Genomic DNA, 18,838 nt, shown 5'->3' on the forward strand with positions numbered 1-18,838 from the left:
AAAAACGCCAGCTGGCGTTCTCAATTAAATATCTTCTGATTTGACGCGCATCTTGAACAATGGCGACAGCGGACGTTTTTCGTGGATACGCACAATGGCATCCGCAATCAAAGCTGAAATCGAAATTTCAGTGATTTTGCTTGATTCACGAATGGCGTCAGGCAGCTCGATTGTATCTGTCACGACTAATTTTGTAATCGCTGAATTTTCGATACGTTCAAGCGCTGGACCTGATAAGACACCATGCGTACATGAGGCATACACTGCTGTTGCACCAAGTTCTTTCAGCGCATTTGCTGCAAGTGTAATCGTTCCTGCCGTGTCAATCATATCATCAATCAAGACACATTTTTTACCTGAAACATCACCGATGATGTTCATTATTTCAGCAACATTGGCACGTGGCCGACGTTTATCAATAATCGCAATCGGCGCTTTGAGGAAGTCAGCTAACTTACGGGCACGTTGCACGCCACCGTGGTCAGGCGAAACGACAACGACATCCCCATTTTCCCCAGTCAAGCCCATCCGGTCAAAATAATCAGCAATCAGCGGCGCACCCATCAAGTGGTCAACAGGAATGTCGAAGAAACCTTGGATTTGCGCAGCATGAAGGTCAACTGTTAACAAGCGATTGACTCCTGCCATCTGAATCATATTTGCGACCAATTTTGATGTGATGGGTTCGCGCGGACGTGCCTTACGGTCTTGGCGTGCATAGCCATAGTAAGGCATGACAACATTTATCGTCTCAGCTGACGCCCGTTTTAGCGCATCAACCATGATCAAAAGCTCCATGAGATTTTCATTGACAGGGCTTGATGTCGATTGCAAGATAAAAACGTGGCTGCCACGGACTGATTCTTTGATATTGATCTGAATTTCACCGTCGCTGAACGTTTCAACGCTAGATTTTCCAAGGTCAACGCCCATGTTTTTAGCCACTTTTTGGGCTAATTCTTGGTTTGAGCTGAGTGCAAATAACTTCAAGTTTGCGTACGACATGTCATCCTCCGAGATTTTCTTATTTCCATTTTACTATTTTTAGCGGCTTTTGTAAATGCTTACCACAGCCTGACTTCGCCTATTTTTGTCAGAACGTTTCTGATATTAACTCACAAAAGGGATTGGAACAAGCCTTTGATAAACAGTGTTTCATCAAAATCCGCCAAATCAGAAATGCCTTCGCCAAGGCCAACAAGCTTGACAGGTATTTTCAAAGTCTGCTGAATGCTCAAAATAATCCCACCTTTTGCTGAACCGTCAAGCTTGGTCAAAACAATACCCGTCAGAGGCGTCACAGCTGAAAATTCTTTTGCCTGTGAAATAGCATTCTGACCAGTCGTCGCATCAAGCGCTAACAAAGTTTCGTGCGGTGCATCGGGCAGCACACGTTTGATGATTTTGCCCATTTTTTCAAGCTCTTTCATCAGATTATCCTTGTTTTGCAGCCGTCCAGCCGTATCAATCAAGAGAATATCATAATTTTCGATAGTCGCTTTTCTGACGGCATCAAACACGACACTTGCTGGGTCTGACTTTTCTTTACCGACAACGATGTCAACGCCACTGCGACGTGACCACTCGACAAGCTGATCTGTTGCCCCAGCACGAAATGTGTCGGCTGCTGCGAGCAGGACTTTTTTCCCTGCCTGTTGATAGCGATTAGCGAGTTTGCCAATTGTTGTGGTTTTGCCAACACCATTTACGCCGACAAACATCATAACTGTCAGTTTTTTTTGCAAATTCAGCTGCGTTTCAAGATGCGATTCACCAAAATTATCCACCATTTTCTCGATGATAACACGTTTAACATCCTCTTTTGATTTAGCATTTTGCAGTTTGACTTCGTGGCGCAGATCCTCGCTCAATTGTGCAGCCACATCGACCCCAACATCGCTCATAATGAGCGTATCTTCTAAATCTTCAAAAAATGCTTCGTCGACTGATCGAAAATTCGATAGAAATTCATTGAAACGTGCCCCGAAACTTTTGCTCGTTTTTTGTAGCGATTTCTCGTATTTGGCTTCAGTAGCCGGCTCCGGAACTGGTTCTTGCTCAGAAATTTCTGCCACGTCGTCAGTTACAATTGGCGCTAGTTCAGCTTCAATTTTAGCTTCAGACTCAGCAATTACTGGTGTTTCTGTAGGGTCAGGCTCAGCTTCTGATTCTGTCGGAACAACCTCAATCTCGGCATCATCTAACTCATCCATATCAAAGGCAAACACATTTTGCTCAGCAAGCGTTTCTTCAACCTCATCTGCAATATCTTTTTTGCCAAAAATCTTATCAAATAAACCCATTTAATCCTCCAAAATATAGGTATTAACCGCCCAAGCGACACCGTTTTCCTCATTGGTGTAAGGCGCTGTTTCGCTTGCTGCTGCTTTAGCTGCAGGAACCGCATTTTTCATGGCAATGCTGTGACCGGCCCAGCTTAGCATGGGCAGATCATTTTCCTCATCGCCCATCGCCATCACTTCTTCACGGCTAATCCCCAAAATGTCAATCAGACTCGCAAGTCCGTAAGACTTCACCACATTTTTTGGCATATATTCCAGTAAAATATCACGACTTTTGAAAATTTCGTATTTCTCAAAAAGTTCTGCCGGAATTTCAGGAATTTTCTGATCCAGATAGGTAGCGTCAAAGGCCGTAATCGCTTTGTTGAAAACGCGATCACGTGGCATCGCCTCAAAAGTCGTCGCCGTAAAGCTTAAAAATGGGCTGACGCCACGATAAAGTGACTTGCTATTTGTTTCAAACACGCGCTCATCACTCAGAACATCAAACGGCAAGCCGAGTTTTGACACCGCCGTATAAATCTCAGCGAGTTCCTCATAAGTAAATGATTTTTTGGATAGAATTTCGCCCGTATTTTTTTGTACCAAACCACCATTGAACGTGATCGAATAATCCGCATCGTCACGCAGATCAAGCTCATCAAGAATGTGTTCAATTGCTTTAAGCGGGCGTCCTGTCGTGATCACAACTTTGACACCTGCTCTTTTGGCCTTTTTGAGCGCCAATTTATTTTCGTCAGAAATCGACTTGTCATCACGCAATAGCGTGCCGTCAAGATCCAACGCCAGTAATTTTATTTTAGTCATGCTTTTATTATAGCAAAAAAGCAAGGACATTGCCTTGCTTGGATGATGTTTCTGATGACTTTCAGGCTATTTTTGCTCAGGTTCAGCGACATAGTCTTTGAGCTTGACAGAAACGATTTTTGAGACGCCACCTTCTTGCATTGTCACGCCGTACATGGCTTTTGCGGCTTTCATCGTCCCTTTTCGGTGGGTGACGACGATAAACTGGTTTGAGCCCTCGTCAAAGCGCGTCATATAGTCACCAAATCGCTTGACATTGGCCTCATCTAAGGCTGCTTCAACCTCATCTAGCACCACAAAAGGTACCGTCCGAACGCGGATAATGGCAAACAGTAAAGCAAGCGCCGTCAGCGACTTTTCACCGCCACTCATGAGATTGAGACTGGCAAGTTTTTTACCTGGTGGCTGCACCGCAATCTCGATGCCGGCATTGAGTAAATCAGCCTCATCAGTCAGTTCTAAGTCGGCCTGACCACCGCCAAACATCTGCGTAAAGGTCTGTTGGAATGACGTCCGAATAGCTTCAAATGTTGTCTTAAATCGAATTTTCACCTCATCATCCATGTCATGAATGGTCGTTTCGAGCAGTTGTTTGGCAGCTAAGAGGTCATCTTTTTGTGTATTGAGAAATCCTCTGCGGTCATTGACCTCGTCAAATTGGCTGATAGATGCCAGATTGACAGGGCCAAGTCGGCGAATTTGTGATTCTAAACTTTGCAGCTGACGCTCGCTTTCTGCCAAGTTTGGTAAGTCTTCAGCCTGATCACTCGCTGCTTCAAAACTCATCTGATACTCATTTACCAGTTTGTTCTGACGGGTTCTCAAGATATTTTCTGAAGTTTCAAGTGCCAGCTCCAACCGTGTTTTCTGAGAAAAATGCTTCTGACGTGCTTCAATGTTGCTGGCATTTGCCACATCCAAATCCTCGATTTGTGCCGTCAGATCATCCCGCTCAAAACGTAGCGAAACAAGCTTGATATTTGCCGCCTCAAGCTGGTCAGACACCGTCTGATGATGCGCACGTAACCGCTCAATGCCATCAACATCCAGCATATCCGAATTTTCAGTATCATTTTGCGAGTTAAGCGTCGCAATTTCCTGATTGAATGCCGTTTTTTCTTGTGTTAGGCGCCCGATTTCACTCGTTTCATGGCGGATTTCTGACATCTGTTCAGAAAGCGCCAATTGCTTGTCCTGCAGGCTATTTCTGAGCGTTTCAGTCATCGTTTTGATTTCGGTTTGATTTTCTTTGATGCGTTCAATGTCAGCTGTGAGCTGATTTTTCTGTTCAGCAATAGCCGCTAAATCACTTTCATGCGAGGTATTTTCATCCGTCAAGACTTTGATACGCATGGCCTCGTCAGACGTCCCAGAAAGCGCAAGGCGACTCTCCAGATCAGCCTTAGCAGTGAGCAGCGACTGCGTTTTTAGCTCGTATTCTTGACTGGCAAATCTAGCATTTTCGCCCTTCTGACGCAGGTCCGAAAGACTTTCCGTCAGAACTGACTTGTCCTTTTGTGCTTGTTCAAGCCCATGCTCGAGCTGCTTGACTGTGATATCTGCACTTGCGACTTGTTTTTTAAGATCATCAATGGCGACATTTGTAAAGGTTGTTGTATTGCGCTTATTTGCCCCACCTGTAAATGAGCCACCAGCATTAATTTGCGTACCATCAAGTGTGATAATCCGAGCTGAAAAGTTCAATACTCGCGCAATTTTCGTCGCATTGTCATTATTGTCAACGATGAGTACACTACCCAGTAGATTCGCAATCGCTGGCGCAATTTTTTCATCATAGCTGACCAGATTTTGTGCTGTGTCAATAAACCCAGCCATTGTTGCAACCTGGTTATATTTTGCAAAATAGCGCGGTTTAATGGTGGTTAAAGGCAGAAAAGTTGCCCGACCCAGACGTTGATTTTTCAAAAATGAAATGGCTGATTTGGCCGCCTGTTCGTCAGAAACGACAATACTTTGCGCACCAGCGCCAAGCGCAATGTCCATAGCTGTCGTATACTGCGTGTCAAAAGTCACCAAATCAGCCACCGCACCGATGATGCCTGGCAATTTGTCACTTGATTTCAGTACAGCCTTGACTCCTTGATAAAAATTATCATGGCTAGCACGGATATTTTCCAAGCTATTCAGACTTGCTTTTAGTTTGTTTTGCGCATCCATAGCAGAAAAAAGCTGATTTTGCGCTTGACTAATCGTACTTTCTTGTGTTTTGAGTGCCTGATCTGCCGTCCGATAGTCTGAAATCAGCCCATCAAGTTCAAGTTTCGCTGTATCTGCCTGTTTACTTGTCGCATCTAACTCTTTTTCAAGGTCGGCATATTTATCTGCCAAGGCTTGATTTTCGTCAGATTTACTTGCCGCATTTGCCTTGATATTGGCAAGTTCTGACGTGTTTTTCGTCACATCGTTTGAGAGTTTTGCCTCTTTACTGACCAGATTGACAAAGTCTGCGCGCAGGCGCTCAATGACGTCATCCGGATTTTCAGATAACTGGTCTAACTTCCCCTTAACATCGACAATCTCAGCATCTAGCGCCTGTTTTTTAGCTTGATTTGCTGTGTTGGCTTCTGTCAAAGCCGCAAGTGTCTCAGAGATTTCTACGAGTTTTTCGGTCAACGTCGCAATGCGCGCCGAACGCTCAGCTGCTGATTTTTGTGACATCTGCGATTGATTGGTGTAAATATCGATTTTTGACTGAAAGTCAGACTTAGCAGTAGTCAGCTGTAATATCTCAGTTTGCAACGACTCCTGAGTTGTCTCTACCCGCAAACGCGCTGTCTTCAACTCTTGCACCTGTGCTTCAAAAGCGATCTGTTGTGCTTCTTGCTGAGCAAGCTCATTATTTACTTCTGAAAGTTGCGCTTGCGCACTGTCATACTTGATTTTTTCAGCCATGATTTGCGCGACTAAAACTGACATATCAAGTTTTGTGCGCACCTCATCAAGCTCACGAAACTGCAAAGCCACATCACGTTGCGCCCGCAATGGTGTCAATTGCCCGTCAAGCTCATAGATGATGTCATCAAGCCTGTCTATATTTTCCTGAGTCGCTGAAAGTTTTGACTCCGTTTCTTTCTTGCGGTTTTTATACTTCAAAACACCCGCCGCCTCTTCAAATATAGCGCGACGCTCTTCGGGTTTGCTGTTAAAAATCGCTTCGATCTTGCCTTGTGAGATGATAGAAAAACTATCGCGACCAAGGCCCGTGTCCGTAAACAGCTCATGCACGTCTTTTAGTCTGACTTTTTTATCATTGATCAAAAACTCGCTGTCACCATTGCGATACAGGCGCCGCGTAATCATCACTGTTTTTTCACTCGGCAGATAGTCATCACTATTGTCAAAAGTGACAATCACTTCAGCATAGTTGAGCGCACGACGTTTTTGCGTTCCTGCAAAAATAATATCTGGCATCTTTGCACCACGCAGGCTCTTTGCCGACTGCTCACCCAGCGCCCAGCGCAAACTTTCAGTGACATTTGACTTGCCTGAACCATTAGGCCCAACAATCGCCGTCACACCCGTATCAAATGTAATTTTTGTCCGATCAGCAAAAGACTTGAAACCGACCATTTCGATTTGTTTCAGATACATTTATTTGCTTTCCTTTGCGGTTGATTCGTCTGCTAACCGCAGCTTTTTTTGGTGCTCAAAAGCATCACGCGCGGCATCTTGCTCAGCGATTTTCTTTGATTTGCCACGGCCGTGGCCAATGGTGCGTCCTTCAAAAACGACTGCTATTTCAAACATCGGATCATGCACAGGACCGCTTTTTGCCGTAATCACGTAGTCGAGCGGGATTTTATTGTGCTGATCGATCTGGCCTGCCGTGTAAAAAACCTCCTGCAAAGCTGACTTGTAGTCTGTTACCTTGTCATAGCTACCATTTTCAATCTCAGGAATCATAACTGCGTAGATAAAACTTTTTACCGCGTCAAGTCCTTGATCCATCAGTAAAGCACCCAAAAATGACTCAAATAAATTTTCCAGATTGGCGTCATTTTTTCTGCCACCATTTTTCTCCTCGCCCTTACCAAGCTTGAGGTACTGGTCAAAGCCGAGTTTACGCGAAAAATCCGCCAAAGATTCCCTGCGAACAATCGAGATTTTTTTCTCTGTTAAAACACCCTCGCGCTCCTCGGGAAAGGCTTTATACAGGTACTCAACGATGATAAAACCAAGCGCTGCATCGCCTAGAAATTCCAGCCGTTCATTATGCGCCAAGCTCGTCGCCTTATGCTCAAAAAAGTAAGATTTGTGCGTAAACGCTTCATCTAAAAGCGCTTCATTATCAAAAAATATCTGATACTCGCGTAATTTTTCGTGTAAAGTTTCCATTATTATCATTATACCAAAAAACAAGGCCATACGCACCTTGTCACTGTATTTTATCAGCTAGGGTATCTGGGGTTGATTGGTTGTCGTCCATGAAAATGGTAATATATAGAGCTTGCGCTTGCGCGTTGCTTTATCTTTAGGATCTCCTACCCAACCATGCAAAACCAGCTGTTGTTGCGACTTTTCACCTGCTACAAGCTCAGCACCACCTGGTCCTTTGATCTGTCCTTCAAGCCCCGCCGTTGTGAGCAATGCCGACTGATACACATAACCCGTAAGCAAGCTCGTACTCGTCGCATATCCTGTAAAATAGTTGGTCGTGGCATAGGAATTACCAGAAAATAGCAACAAATAACGACCATCAGGCGTTTTCGTCAGAAACGGTGCCTCTATGGTCATCGGGTGACTCACACCACTTGCCACTGGATTAGGCACCTGCGTGTTGGTCAGAAGTTTATACGCAGCACCGTCGGTTCGCATACCGTTCTGAGTTAATTTTTGAATCCAGATGCTGCTGGGCAGGTTGATTGCATTGCCATCATTTTTATAAAGCAGATAAGTGTCACCATTTTCTGAAAATGTTGCGGGGTCAATCAAGCCACCCAACGCATCATTTTCAGCCACTTTTTCATCATCTGGGATAAACGGACCATCCGGCCACTGCGATGTCGCAACGCCGATACTTCGCTTATTAGTCACCTTATCTTTTGCCGAAAAATACAGAAAATATTTACCGTTTTTTGATAGAATATGTGGCGCCCAGATGCCCTTTTTCGCCCAGCTTGGCAATACAGGCAGCGCATCATACTTGACACGGTACTTTTTACCGTTGTCAGATGTGGCAAGCGGAATGTTCAAACCATCTGTCGACGTGGCATAGGCATAATAGTGATTGCCTACTTTTATTGCCGAAGGATCTGCAAAATTATCCGTCGAAAAATCATAGCTGACCTCATGATCTGGTTGACTCAAGCTACTCGTTTGCTTGGCATCTTGCGCGGTGAGCTGCGACGAATAAGCACGTACCTGAGCCTGCTCACTATCATTTGATAACTGACCTGATACATAAACTAGGCCAAAAACGACACCTAGCACTAAAATCAGGCCTGTAATCGTAAACATAGCAGATTTCTGTCGTTTTTTCAAAGCATATCCTTTCTAACGCGTCTTTTTATCAAAAACAAGGACTTTCGTCCTTGATTATCTCTTATTTTCCTGATCAATCTCCTGACCTAAAAAGTAGGAGATGACTGTTCTGATCACAACGAGTGCTGCAAGCTTGCCGATGTCTGAAAATGTTGGTCTGACGATACTTTCAATAATGTCAGCTGCAATCAAAATCTCAAGAGACAGTAACACATAAGCACCCAATTCATTTTTGATCAGACGCAGGTTGATCGCATCTTCCGTGTCGGCCAATTCATTTTTGACAAACTTATAAACAGCCTTTACAATCCCGCAAATTAGGATGATCACAGCAACAAGGCTTGTTACAGCAATCAAAAATTCCAAAATATCAGCAATAACGATTGGCATGATTTACTCCTAGATGACCGGATTAGCCAATGATACTGCCATTTGCAACATCATTTGGTACTGCAAGCAAGGTCAGTTCGCCGTCAGATTCGGCTGACAAGATCATGCCTTGTGACAAAAGTCCCATCATTTTACGTGGTTTGAGATTGGCGACAATCTGCAACTTAAGCCCGACCAATTCATCAGGATTTGGATAGAATTTTGCAATGCCTGAAAGAATTTGACGGTGTCCTTCGTCGCCTGCGTCCAGCTCAAATTTCAATAATTTGTCAGAACCTTCAACTTTTTCGGCTGCAATAACTTCTGCTACTTTAATCTCGATTTTTTCAAAGTCATCAAACTTGATGGCTTTCTTGTCAGAAGACAAAGTCGTCGCTTCCGGGTCAAATGTCGTCTCTGATGTTTCCACAGGGGTCGTAAGTGCCATCTGCTCTTTGATATAGGCGATTTCTTCATCTGTATCAAGACGTGGGAAAATCGGTTGACCTTTTGCCACAACAGGTGCAGTGAACGTATAACCAAAACTCAAATCAAGCAAGCTTGGTGCGTCAAATGTCAGACCTAGTTGTTCAAAAATCGCTTGAGATGTTGCCCGCATAAAAGGTTGCAAAAGGACTGCAACCACACGCAAACTCTCAGCTAAATGGTACATGACACTATCAAGTTCAGCCGCTTTTTCAGCGTCCTTAGCTAAGATCCACGGCGCTGTTTCATCGATATATTTGTTGGTCCGTGAGATGATTGTCCAAATTTCACTCAAGGCGATATTAAACTCCATTTTGTCCATGGCCGTGTGATAGTTTTTAACCGCAGCTTCAATCACAGATTTAAGTGTGCTATCAAACGCTGTAGCAGTTTTCGGCGTCCGAATCTCACCACCATTATACTTGTTAATCATAGCAACTGTGCGGTTGAGCAAGTTTCCAAGATCATTTGCAAGGTCGTAGTTGACACGATTGACAAAGTCTTCAGGCGTGAAAATCCCGTCAGAACCAAATGGCACGGCGCGCATGAGATAATAGCGCAGCGCATCAAGACCATAGCGTTCAACCAGCATTTCAGGATAGACCACGTTGCCTTTTGATTTCGACATTTTGCCGTCCCTCATCAGCAACCAGCCGTGACCAAAAACTTGCTTAGGTAACGGCAAGTCAAGCGCCATCAGCATGATTGGCCAGTAAATCGTGTGAAAACGCACGATTTCTTTCCCAACCATGTGGACATTGGCTGGCCAATATTTATCAAAATTCGTCGTATCATCAGAACCATAACCGAGCGCTGTGATATAGTTTGTCAGCGCATCAAGCCAGACATAGACGACATGTTTCGGATTTGATTTGACAGGAATTCCCCAGGTAAATGACGTCCGTGATACCGCCAAATCTTCCAATCCAGGCTTGATAAAGTTGTTGATCATCTCATTTTTACGAGATTCTGGTTGGATAAACTCTGGATGTTCATTGTAATAGGCAAGCAAGCGATCGGCGTATTTGCCCATGCGGAAGAAATAAGATTCTTCTTTAACCCACTCAACTTCGTGACCACTCGGCGCTTTACCACCCGTCACATTGCCCGCAGCATCACGAAAAACCTCAGCCAACTGAGACTCTGTAAAGTATTCCTCGTCAGAAACCGAATACCAACCCGCATACTCGCCCAGATAGATGTCATCTTGCGCAAGCAGCTGCTCAAACATATCCTGTACGGCTTTTTCATGATAATCATCCGTCGTCCGGATAAAGTGATCATAGGAAATATCAAGCGTTTGCCACAAAGCCTTCATATCTGCCGCCATACCGTCGACATAGGCCTTAGGCGAAATGCCCAATTCTTTTGCCTTTTCCTCGATTTTCATCCCATGTTCATCGGTTCCTGTCAAGTAGAAAACGTCAAAATCCATGGCACGCTTGTAACGCGCAAGCACGTCGCAGGCAATCGTCGTATACGAATTTCCGATGTGGAGCTTGCCTGATGGATAATAAATCGGGGTTGTGATGTAAAAAGTTTCTTTTTTATTGTTAGCTTGAGTCGTCAAAATAATGTCCTCTTTCATGACGTCAAATGAGACGCCCTAATCCCTTTTATTATACCATATTTTTGTTATAATTAAGACTATGAATATGAAATTTATCTCTTGGAACATTGATTCCCTAAACGCTGCGCTCACAAGCGACTCTCCTCGCGCCCAGCTCTCACAGGCCGTGCTCACGACACTCGCCGCACAAAACGCGGACATCATCGCCCTGCAAGAAACCAAGCTCTCATCCAAAGGCCCAACAAAAAAGCATCTTGAGATCCTAGCCGAGCGCTTTCCTGACTACGAGATTGCCGTTCGCTCATCAGTTGAACCCGCACGAAAAGGCTATGCTGGTACCATGTTTCTCTATAAAAATAACTTGACGCCACTTGTCAGTTTTCCAGAGATTGATGCCCCGTCGACAATGGACTGTGAAGGCCGCATCATTACCCTTGAGTTTGACGATTTTTATCTGACCCAAGTCTATACACCAAATGCTGGTGATGGCCTAAAACGCCTTGCAGAACGCCAAATCTGGGACGAAAAATACCGTGATTATCTCATGCAACTTGACAAAATAAAACCCGTCATCGCACAAGGCGACTACAATGTTGCTCACCAAGAAATCGACCTCGCAAATCCCAACAATAACCGCAACTCACCAGGCTTTACAGACGAAGAACGTGCTGGATTTACGCAGCTACTTGCGGCAGGATTCACAGATACTTTCCGCCATGTTCATGGGCAAGTGCCAAGCGTTTATTCCTGGTGGGCTCAGCGTTCAAAAACCAGCAAAATCAATAATTCTGGCTGGCGCATTGACTACTTTTTGACATCAGAACGCATCGCAAACAAGGTCACAAGATCAGAGATGATCGACTCAGGCGCCAGACAAGATCACACGCCACTCTTGCTTGAAATCAAACTTTGATAATAAGAAAAAATCCTGAGAAATCTCAGGATTTTTTGACACGATTTGATGTATTATTTTAAATCCAACTCCCCATATGTCGTTCGGTAGCCTACTTGCACAACTTTTCCAGATGTGTCAAGTAATATCGGGCGTTTGATCAGCATACCATCGCTTGCAAGTAAAGCTGCCGCTTCATCGAGCGACATCCCATCAACCTTGTCTTTGAGTCCGAGGCTGCGATAGCTCATGCCTGATGTATTGAAAAACTTCTTTTTGTCGAGTCCAGACGATAGGATCCAGCTTTTGATCAGATCAGCCGTTGGTGGCGCCGTTTTTAGATCAATCTCATCTACCGAAATACCTAGCGTATCAAGCTCTCTATGAGCTTTACGGCAGGTTGAACACTTTGGATACCAGTAAAATGTCTGTGTCATTTCTTGATAATCCGAACTTTAACAATGTTGTCTGATGCTTCAAACTCATCAGCAAGTGCTTGCACCTTTGCTGCATCTGCCTCGTCCAAATCAAGGAGTGTATAAGCAAAATCACCTTTTGAACGGTTGATGATGTTTGAAATATTGATGCCATTATCAGACACGCGAGTCGAGATGCGCGCTACGATATTGGGTACGTTTTTATTGATCAACGTAATCCGGAACGGTGCTGACAAGGCCTGTTTGACATTTGGAAAATTGACCGAGTTTACGATTTCGCCTGTTTCCATGAAACGACGAATGGTCTGACCCGCCATGATAGCACAGTTCAGCTCAGCTTCAGCCGTTGAACCACCAACGTGCGGAAAGACTGTGATCTTGTCTTTATTCAGCAAGTCTTCCGTCCCAAAGTCCGTGATATAGCGTTTGACAACACCTGTCTCAATCGCATCAAACAAGGCAGCATTATCCACAAGCTCGCCACGTGCAAAGTTAATGATCGTCACGTCTTTTCCCATGAGATCGAACGCCGCACGGTCAAAGGTGTTTTTCGTCTCATCAGTCAACGGCACATGGATCGTGATATAGTCACAGTTGGTGAAAATTTCTTTGATATCATTGACACGACGGACGTGGCTTGAGATATTCCAAGCGGTCTCAATCGACACGTATGGATCATAGCCATAGACTTTCATACCCAGGCGATAAGCGTCATTTGCAATTCGTGCACCAATGGCACCAAGGCCGATGACACCAAAGGTTTTACCCAAAATCTCGCTACCTGCAAACTGTTTTTTGCCGGCTTCGACTTGTTTTGGTACATCATCACCAGTCAGCGTGTTGGTCCATTTGTTGGCTGCGATGTAATCACGCGCACTCAATAGCGTTGACGCAATGACGGCTTCCTTCACCGCATTGGCATTCGCACCAGGCGTGTTAAAGACGACGACACCTTGCGCTGTTGCCGCATCGATCGGGATATTATTTGTCCCAGCACCTGCACGGGCGATAGCTTTGAGATTACTCGGCAGCTCCGTTTCGTGGAGATTTTCTGAGCGAATGATGTAGGCGTCTGGATTTTCCTTCAGCTCACCATCGATTTGAAACCCATTTCCCAGCTCACGCAGGCCGATTTTATTGATATTATTGTATGTTTTTACTGTATAAACCATAGATTACCTTTTTCTATTTGAAAATGATGACAAGCACCAAAAACGATTTGCTAGAGCATTCTGATCAGATGATGTGATCAGTTAGGCTTTATTTCTAGCTTCAAAATCAGCCATAAAGGCGATCAATTCTTGCACGCCTTCAAGCGGGAAAGCGTTGTAAATGCTGGCACGCATACCACCAACTGAACGGTGTCCTTTGATATTTTTAAAGTCATGTTCTAACGCTTCTTTATTGAATAATTTGTCCAGGTCATCAGAAGGCGTCACAAACGGTACATTTGAAATACTACGGTCAGCCGTGACAGAAACAGGATTTGAATAAAACTCAGAATTGTCGATAAAGTTGTAAAGCAAGTTTGCTTTTTCAACATTTTTTGCTTCCATGGCGTCAACACCACCAAGGCTTGCCACATAGTCAAATACAAGACGTGCGATATAAATACCGTAAGTTGGCGGTGTGTTATAAAGCGAGCCATTGTCAGCTTGGATGTTATAGTCAAGCATGCTTGATAAAACTGGGTCATTACCTTCAAGCAAATCCTCGCGGATAATAGCAATCGTCACACCAGCAGGACCAATATTTTTTTGTGCCCCAGCATAAATCATGCCAAAATCAGCAACATTATAACGCACAGCAAGGATGTTTGAGCTCATATCAGCGATAATCGGCACACCATTTGTATCTGGCAAGTCGTAAATCGTCGTGCCTTCAATCGTGTTATTGGTCGTCAAATGTACATAAGACGCATCTTTATCGATCGTTGCTGGGTCAAATGTTGGAATATGGTTAAATGTCGTGTCTTCTGATGATGCCAAAAGAATGGGTTCAAAATCAATCGTTTTTGAGAGTTTAACAGCCTCAGTATAGGCTTTTTTGCCCCATGACCCACCGACTAAATAATAAGCTTTTTTGCCTTTTGCAAGATTAAGCGGAATCATCGAAAATTGTAATGATGCGCCGCCTTGTAAAAAGAGCACTTTATAGTTATCAGGAATCGCCATGAGCTCACGCAAACGCAGCTCAGCAGCCTTGATAATCTCATCAAACTCGGACGAGCGATGGGACAGCTCCATCACACTCATGCCGCTATCGCGGTAGTTAAGCATTTCTTTTTGTGCTTGTTCAAGCACAGCCTTAGGCAAGACGGCTGGTCCTGCTGAAAAATTGTAAACTGTCATTTGGTAAAACCTCCGAGTTTTATAGTGCGTCATTATTGACATAATATTTAGAATTGACTAAATATTGATACTATTATATCATATTGTGAATTGATATACACAAAAAAACCATCAATTTTGATGATTTTTTTCAATTTATTTTGCTTTTTGTGACAATTCAAAGTTTGTTTTGACAAATTGGTCAATCTTGCCTTCGTTCTTGAGTTGCGTGATGACTTTGTCAATCTCAGTTTTAAGTTTGCCCGCGTTTTTTGGCATCGCAATGGCATAGCTGTCAGATTTTGATGAGTCAAATTTAATGGCGTCCACAATCGCAAGGTCACTATTTGATGCCACATAGGCTTTCGCAATTGGCTCTTCAAAAACAACGCCATTAACTGTGCCATTTTTGAGTTCGTTAATCATCTGACCATTTTTCGTCAGACTTACAAGTTCTGCACTTTTGATTTGATCTGTCACTACTGTTTCTTGGACAGTCCCTTTTTGAGCTGCAACTTTTTTGCCCTTGAAGGCTGTCAGCTTATCAAGTTTCGTCAGATCACTTTTTTTGACGATCATGACATTATTTGCCGTATAATAGGGTGTTGAAAAATCATAGGCTTTTTTACGTTCAGGTGTTGCTGAAATCCCTGAAATCGCAATGTCAGCCTTACCAGATTCGACAGAAGCAAGGACGTTGTTAAAGTCCATAGACTGGAACTTAACCTTGACGCCAAGCGCCTTTCCGATTGCATTTGCCATGTCGACGTCTGAGCCTACAATCGTGTTTTTACCGTCTTTGATCATTTGAAACTCAAATGGTGCAAACTCAGGATTCATGGCAACGGTCAAGGTACCTTTGTCTTTGATTTTATCCAAATACTTGTCAGGACTCGCTTTTTTATCTGAGCCACACGCTGTCAATGCCACAACTGCTGCCGCAGCAACCATTCCTAAAAGAACTTTTTTCAATTTCATCACACACTCTTTTCTGTATATTTATTAGTTTATAGCATAATTATACACGATTTCCAGATGTTGTCAAGCGTTTTTGCATAAAATTTGCAAAAATATCCAAACACAATTTTAATCAATCGCCTTAATCTCTAAAATCGTATCACGAATCTGCGCCGCAAGCTCGTAATCTAGATTGCCAGCTGCTTCATTCATCTGCTCAGTCAAGGTCTTGACGGCAGCTTTTCTTTCCTTGCGCGACATCGTTTCATAGTCCACTTCGACTTCTTGACCATCATCTGTTTTCTTGGTGATACCGATTTTATCACGGATTTCCTTGATGATCGTTGTTGGTGTGATACCATGTTCAGTATTATAGGCAATCTGCGTTTCACGGCGGCGGGCCGTCTCATCAATCGCCTTTTGCATAGATTCTGTCATCTTGTCCGCATACATGATTACACGGCCGTCAGAGTTCCTTGCCGCACGGCCAATCGTCTGGATCAGCCCACGTTCATTGCGCAAAAAGCCTTCCTTATCGGCGTCTAATATGGCAACCAGCGAGACTTCTGGAATATCAATGCCTTCACGCAGGAGATTGATACCGATCAGAACATCAAACACACCCAGCCGCAAATCCCGCAAAATCTCGGTTCGCTCAAGCGTTTTGATGTCCGAGTGCATGTATTTGACCTTGACGCCCATTTCTTTGAGATAGTCCGTCAGATCTTCCGCCATTTTTTTGGTCAATGTCGTGACAAACGTCCGTTCATTGCGCTCGGCACGCAAGTTGATCTCACCTAAAAGGTCATCAATCTGCCCCATAATTGGCCGCACTTCAACGATTGGATCAAGTAAGCCTGTCGGGCGAATAATCTGCTCAACAATCGTATCAGTCTGCTCCATTTCATAGTCACCAGGCGTCGCAGACACGTAGACAATCTGATGCACGTGACTTTCAAACTCCTCACGGCGTAAGGGACGGTTATCAAGCGCACTCGGCAAACGAAAACCATAGTTGACAAGCATTTCCTTGCGCGAGCGGTCACCATTATACATGCCCTTGATTTGCCCCATGGTCATATGACTCTCGTCAATCATGATCAAAAAGTCATCCGGGAAAAAATCAAGCAAGGTATACGGCGGCTCACCCTCACTGCGTCCGTCCATATGGCGCGAATAGTTCTCAACGCCATTGGTATAGCCCATCTCACGCAACATCTCGATATCATAGTTGGTCCGTTGCTCCAAACGCTGCGCTTCCAAAAGCTTCCCTTCTTCGTTGAAATGTTTGAGCTGACTTTCAAGCTCCGTTTCAATTTTTGAAATCGACTCTTCCATGTGGTCATCATTTGTCACAAAGTGGGTCGCAGGAAAGATCGCCAAATGTTCAACTTCGCCGATGACATGACCTGTGAGTGCCTCTATTTCACGGATGCGCTCGATCTCATCGCCGAAAAATTCTACCCGAAAGGCATTCTCATCACGTGACGCTGGAAAGACTTCAACAACATCCCCACGCACTCGAAATTTCCCACGTTGAAAATCAATGTCATTGCGCTCAAACTGAATATCAACTAGGTTATTTAAAAGCTGATCCCGTGAGATTTCCATACCAGGCCGCAAGCTCACCACGCTATCAGAATACTCTTTTGGATTACCCAAACCGTAGATACAGCTGACGGAAGCAACGACAATCACGTCATTTCGCTCTAAAAGCGAGCTCGTTGCACTGTGGCGCAGTTTATCGATCTCATCATTGACAGATGAGTCTTTTTCGATATACGTATCACTTGACGGCACATAGGCCTCAGGCTGATAGTAATCATAGTAGGACACGAAGTATTCTACCGCATTGTTCGGGAAAAATTCCTTAAACTCGCCGTAGAGCTGACCCGCGAGTGTCTTATTGTGTGCAATGACAAGCGTTGGTCTGTTTTCACGCGCGATGACCTGGCTCATGGTGTAGGTCTTGCCGGTCCCAGTTGCCCCCAGCAAAATCTGTGCTTTTTCACCATTTTCTAGCCCGTCAACCAACTGCTCAATGGCCTGTGGCTGATCCCCAGAAGGCGAATATTTTGAGACTAGTTCAAATTTTCTTGATGTATCTTTTTCTATCATAGGTTCATTTTAGCATATTTGGCGCCTCATTTGTGATATAATAGATTTGAATGTAATAAGAAGAGGTTATCATGACAAGACAAGAAAACTTAGTTAAAGCCAGTCATTTGATCGACATGACTGACGTAATCCGTGAAGGCAATCCAACCCTTCGTGAAGTGGCATCTGACGTCACACTACCGCTATCTGACGAGGACATTATCCTAGGTGAGAAAATGCTTGATTTCTTGCGCAACTCGCAAGATCCCGTCACTGCTGAAAAAATGGGCCTCCGTGGTGGTGTTGGCCTTGCTGCACCACAGCTTGACGTCTCTAAAAAAATCATCGCCTGCCTCGTGCCAAAAGATTTGGAAAGCGAAGGCGCACCTGCAAATGATGCCTACACCCTTGCCACTGTGATGTACAACGCTAAGATCGTCAGCCACAGCGTACAGGATGCGGCTCTTGCAGACGGGGAAGGCTGCCTATCTGTCGATCGCGAAGTCCCTGGCTACGTCGTCCGCCACGCCCGTGTGACAATCGAGTATATCGACAAAAACAATGAGAAAAAACGCCTCAAACTAAAAGGTTATGATGCCATGGTCGTCCAACACGAGATTGACCACACAAACGGCATTATGTTTTATGACCGTATCAATGAAACTAATCCTTTTGCCGTCAAAGATGGCATGCTGATTATTGAATAGCTGATTAACTAAACTCAAAAAGAATCGAGCCAATTGCTCAATTCTTTTTATTATTCCCTAAAATACTATCGCCAATCTGACGAATGACCGTCCAGATCAGTTGCATGAAAAACTGCATGATAACAGTTCGAAAGGCCCAGACGATTGATTGCCAGAGCCATTTGCCAAAGGACTTGGCGCCAAACAAAAATGAGCCATGTTTGATCTGACCCCAAACCATTGAAATGATGGTACTGATAACCAATAAAACTGCCATACCTACAAAGATTGATAAGGACATAGGTGTGTTGCTGCTTGGTAGTGGAAATATTCTCATGATAAAAGCTTTCTTTCTTTTTTAGTTCTCCCTATATAACATATTCCAGATTATCATTTTCACAA

16 protein-coding genes are annotated in these 18,838 nt (G+C 44.2%); 2 read left to right on the forward strand and 14 right to left on the reverse strand.

Annotated elements, in window-relative coordinates; all coding sequences use genetic code 11:
* Positions 1 to 24: 24 nt before the first annotated feature.
* From Hs20B_RS03745 to metG, 8 genes are all read right to left on the reverse strand, one after another.
* Positions 25 to 1,005 (reverse strand): ribose-phosphate diphosphokinase, encoded by a 981-nt coding sequence (locus Hs20B_RS03745; protein ID WP_172355740.1) that lies wholly within the window; start codon positions 1,003 to 1,005, stop codon positions 25 to 27.
* Between the two features lie 110 nt (positions 1,006 to 1,115).
* On the reverse strand, positions 1,116 to 2,303 hold the full coding sequence (gene ftsY, locus Hs20B_RS03750) for a signal recognition particle-docking protein FtsY (RefSeq protein ID WP_172355742.1): 1,188 nt from the start codon (positions 2,301 to 2,303) through the stop codon (positions 1,116 to 1,118).
* On the reverse strand, positions 2,304 to 3,110 hold the full coding sequence (locus Hs20B_RS03755) for a Cof-type HAD-IIB family hydrolase (protein ID WP_172355743.1): 807 nt from the start codon (positions 3,108 to 3,110) through the stop codon (positions 2,304 to 2,306). It lies immediately after the preceding gene.
* Positions 3,111 to 3,176: 66 nt separating this feature from the next.
* Positions 3,177 to 6,722, reverse strand: a complete 3,546-nt coding sequence (smc, locus tag Hs20B_RS03760; RefSeq protein WP_172355745.1) for a chromosome segregation protein SMC — start codon at positions 6,720 to 6,722, stop codon at positions 3,177 to 3,179.
* A complete protein-coding gene (rnc, locus tag Hs20B_RS03765; protein ID WP_172355747.1) occupies positions 6,723 to 7,466 on the reverse strand; it encodes a ribonuclease III in 744 nt (247 codons plus the stop codon).
* Between the two features lie 57 nt (positions 7,467 to 7,523).
* On the reverse strand, positions 7,524 to 8,612 hold the full coding sequence (locus Hs20B_RS03770; protein WP_172355749.1) for a glycoside hydrolase family 43 protein: 1,089 nt from the start codon (positions 8,610 to 8,612) through the stop codon (positions 7,524 to 7,526).
* 54 nt (positions 8,613 to 8,666) lie between these two features.
* Entirely contained in the window at positions 8,667 to 9,002 is a 336-nt protein-coding gene (locus Hs20B_RS03775; protein WP_172355750.1) for a DUF1622 domain-containing protein, read from the reverse strand.
* Between the two features lie 22 nt (positions 9,003 to 9,024).
* Positions 9,025 to 11,037, reverse strand: a complete 2,013-nt coding sequence (gene metG / locus Hs20B_RS03780) for a methionine--tRNA ligase (RefSeq protein WP_228407464.1) — start codon at positions 11,035 to 11,037, stop codon at positions 9,025 to 9,027.
* Between the two features lie 85 nt (positions 11,038 to 11,122).
* Between metG and Hs20B_RS03785 the strand changes: the two genes are divergently transcribed.
* Positions 11,123 to 11,950: an exodeoxyribonuclease III gene (locus Hs20B_RS03785; RefSeq protein ID WP_172355826.1), complete on the forward strand. Its 828-nt coding sequence runs from the start codon at positions 11,123 to 11,125 to the stop codon at positions 11,948 to 11,950.
* 53 nt (positions 11,951 to 12,003) lie between these two features.
* Here Hs20B_RS03785 and Hs20B_RS03790 read toward each other — a convergent pair whose 3' ends face one another.
* From Hs20B_RS03790 to uvrB, 5 genes are all read right to left on the reverse strand, one after another.
* Positions 12,004 to 12,366, reverse strand: coding sequence for an arsenate reductase family protein (locus Hs20B_RS03790; RefSeq protein ID WP_172355754.1), 363 nt, complete (start codon positions 12,364 to 12,366; stop codon positions 12,004 to 12,006).
* Positions 12,363 to 13,538: a 3-phosphoglycerate dehydrogenase family protein gene (locus Hs20B_RS03795; protein WP_172355756.1), complete on the reverse strand. Its 1,176-nt coding sequence runs from the start codon at positions 13,536 to 13,538 to the stop codon at positions 12,363 to 12,365. Before Hs20B_RS03795 ends, Hs20B_RS03790 begins: the two co-directional genes overlap by 4 nt.
* A gap of 81 nt (positions 13,539 to 13,619) precedes the next feature.
* Positions 13,620 to 14,717 (reverse strand): 3-phosphoserine/phosphohydroxythreonine transaminase, encoded by a 1,098-nt coding sequence (gene serC, locus Hs20B_RS03800; RefSeq protein ID WP_172355757.1) that lies wholly within the window; start codon positions 14,715 to 14,717, stop codon positions 13,620 to 13,622.
* Positions 14,718 to 14,852: 135 nt separating this feature from the next.
* Entirely contained in the window at positions 14,853 to 15,677 is an 825-nt protein-coding gene (locus Hs20B_RS03805) for a transporter substrate-binding domain-containing protein (RefSeq protein WP_172355759.1), read from the reverse strand.
* 105 nt (positions 15,678 to 15,782) lie between these two features.
* The gene (gene uvrB / locus Hs20B_RS03810) at positions 15,783 to 17,771 is read right to left on the reverse strand and encodes an excinuclease ABC subunit UvrB (RefSeq protein ID WP_172355761.1); all 1,989 of its coding nucleotides are present in this window, start codon (positions 17,769 to 17,771) and stop codon (positions 15,783 to 15,785) included.
* A gap of 71 nt (positions 17,772 to 17,842) precedes the next feature.
* Between uvrB and def the strand changes: the two genes are divergently transcribed.
* Entirely contained in the window at positions 17,843 to 18,457 is a 615-nt protein-coding gene (gene def / locus Hs20B_RS03815) for a peptide deformylase (RefSeq protein ID WP_172355763.1), read from the forward strand.
* Between the two features lie 37 nt (positions 18,458 to 18,494).
* Here def and Hs20B_RS03820 read toward each other — a convergent pair whose 3' ends face one another.
* Positions 18,495 to 18,773 carry a hypothetical protein gene (locus Hs20B_RS03820; RefSeq protein ID WP_172355765.1) on the reverse strand — a complete coding sequence of 93 codons (279 nt, stop codon included), beginning with the start codon at positions 18,771 to 18,773 and terminating at the stop codon, positions 18,495 to 18,497.
* Positions 18,774 to 18,838 lie beyond the last annotated feature (65 nt).

Source organism: Pseudolactococcus insecticola (assembly GCF_011170065.1).
In the GTDB taxonomy this organism is placed as follows: Bacteria; Bacillota; Bacilli; order Lactobacillales; family Streptococcaceae; genus Pseudolactococcus; species Pseudolactococcus insecticola.

What these genes read in the sequence shown, in the direction of transcription:
- Hs20B_RS03745 (WP_172355740.1), bottom strand. Translation starts at nt 1,005, where the DNA reads ATGTCGTACGCAAACTTGAAGTTATTTGCACTCAGCTCAAACCAAGAA.
- ftsY (WP_172355742.1), bottom strand. Translation starts at nt 2,303, where the DNA reads ATGGGTTTATTTGATAAGATTTTTGGCAAAAAAGATATTGCAGATGAG.
- Hs20B_RS03755 (WP_172355743.1), bottom strand. Translation starts at nt 3,110, where the DNA reads ATGACTAAAATAAAATTACTGGCGTTGGATCTTGACGGCACGCTATTG.
- smc (WP_172355745.1), bottom strand. Translation starts at nt 6,722, where the DNA reads ATGTATCTGAAACAAATCGAAATGGTCGGTTTCAAGTCTTTTGCTGAT.
- rnc (WP_172355747.1), bottom strand. Translation starts at nt 7,466, where the DNA reads ATGGAAACTTTACACGAAAAATTACGCGAGTATCAGATATTTTTTGAT.
- Hs20B_RS03775 (WP_172355750.1), bottom strand. Translation starts at nt 9,002, where the DNA reads ATGCCAATCGTTATTGCTGATATTTTGGAATTTTTGATTGCTGTAACA.
- Hs20B_RS03785 (WP_172355826.1), top strand. Translation starts at nt 11,123, where the DNA reads ATGAAATTTATCTCTTGGAACATTGATTCCCTAAACGCTGCGCTCACA.
- Hs20B_RS03790 (WP_172355754.1), bottom strand. Translation starts at nt 12,366, where the DNA reads ATGACACAGACATTTTACTGGTATCCAAAGTGTTCAACCTGCCGTAAA.
- Hs20B_RS03795 (WP_172355756.1), bottom strand. Translation starts at nt 13,538, where the DNA reads ATGGTTTATACAGTAAAAACATACAATAATATCAATAAAATCGGCCTG.
- serC (WP_172355757.1), bottom strand. Translation starts at nt 14,717, where the DNA reads ATGACAGTTTACAATTTTTCAGCAGGACCAGCCGTCTTGCCTAAGGCT.
- uvrB (WP_172355761.1), bottom strand. Translation starts at nt 17,771, where the DNA reads ATGATAGAAAAAGATACATCAAGAAAATTTGAACTAGTCTCAAAATAT.
- def (WP_172355763.1), top strand. Translation starts at nt 17,843, where the DNA reads ATGACAAGACAAGAAAACTTAGTTAAAGCCAGTCATTTGATCGACATG.
- Hs20B_RS03820 (WP_172355765.1), bottom strand. Translation starts at nt 18,773, where the DNA reads ATGAGAATATTTCCACTACCAAGCAGCAACACACCTATGTCCTTATCA.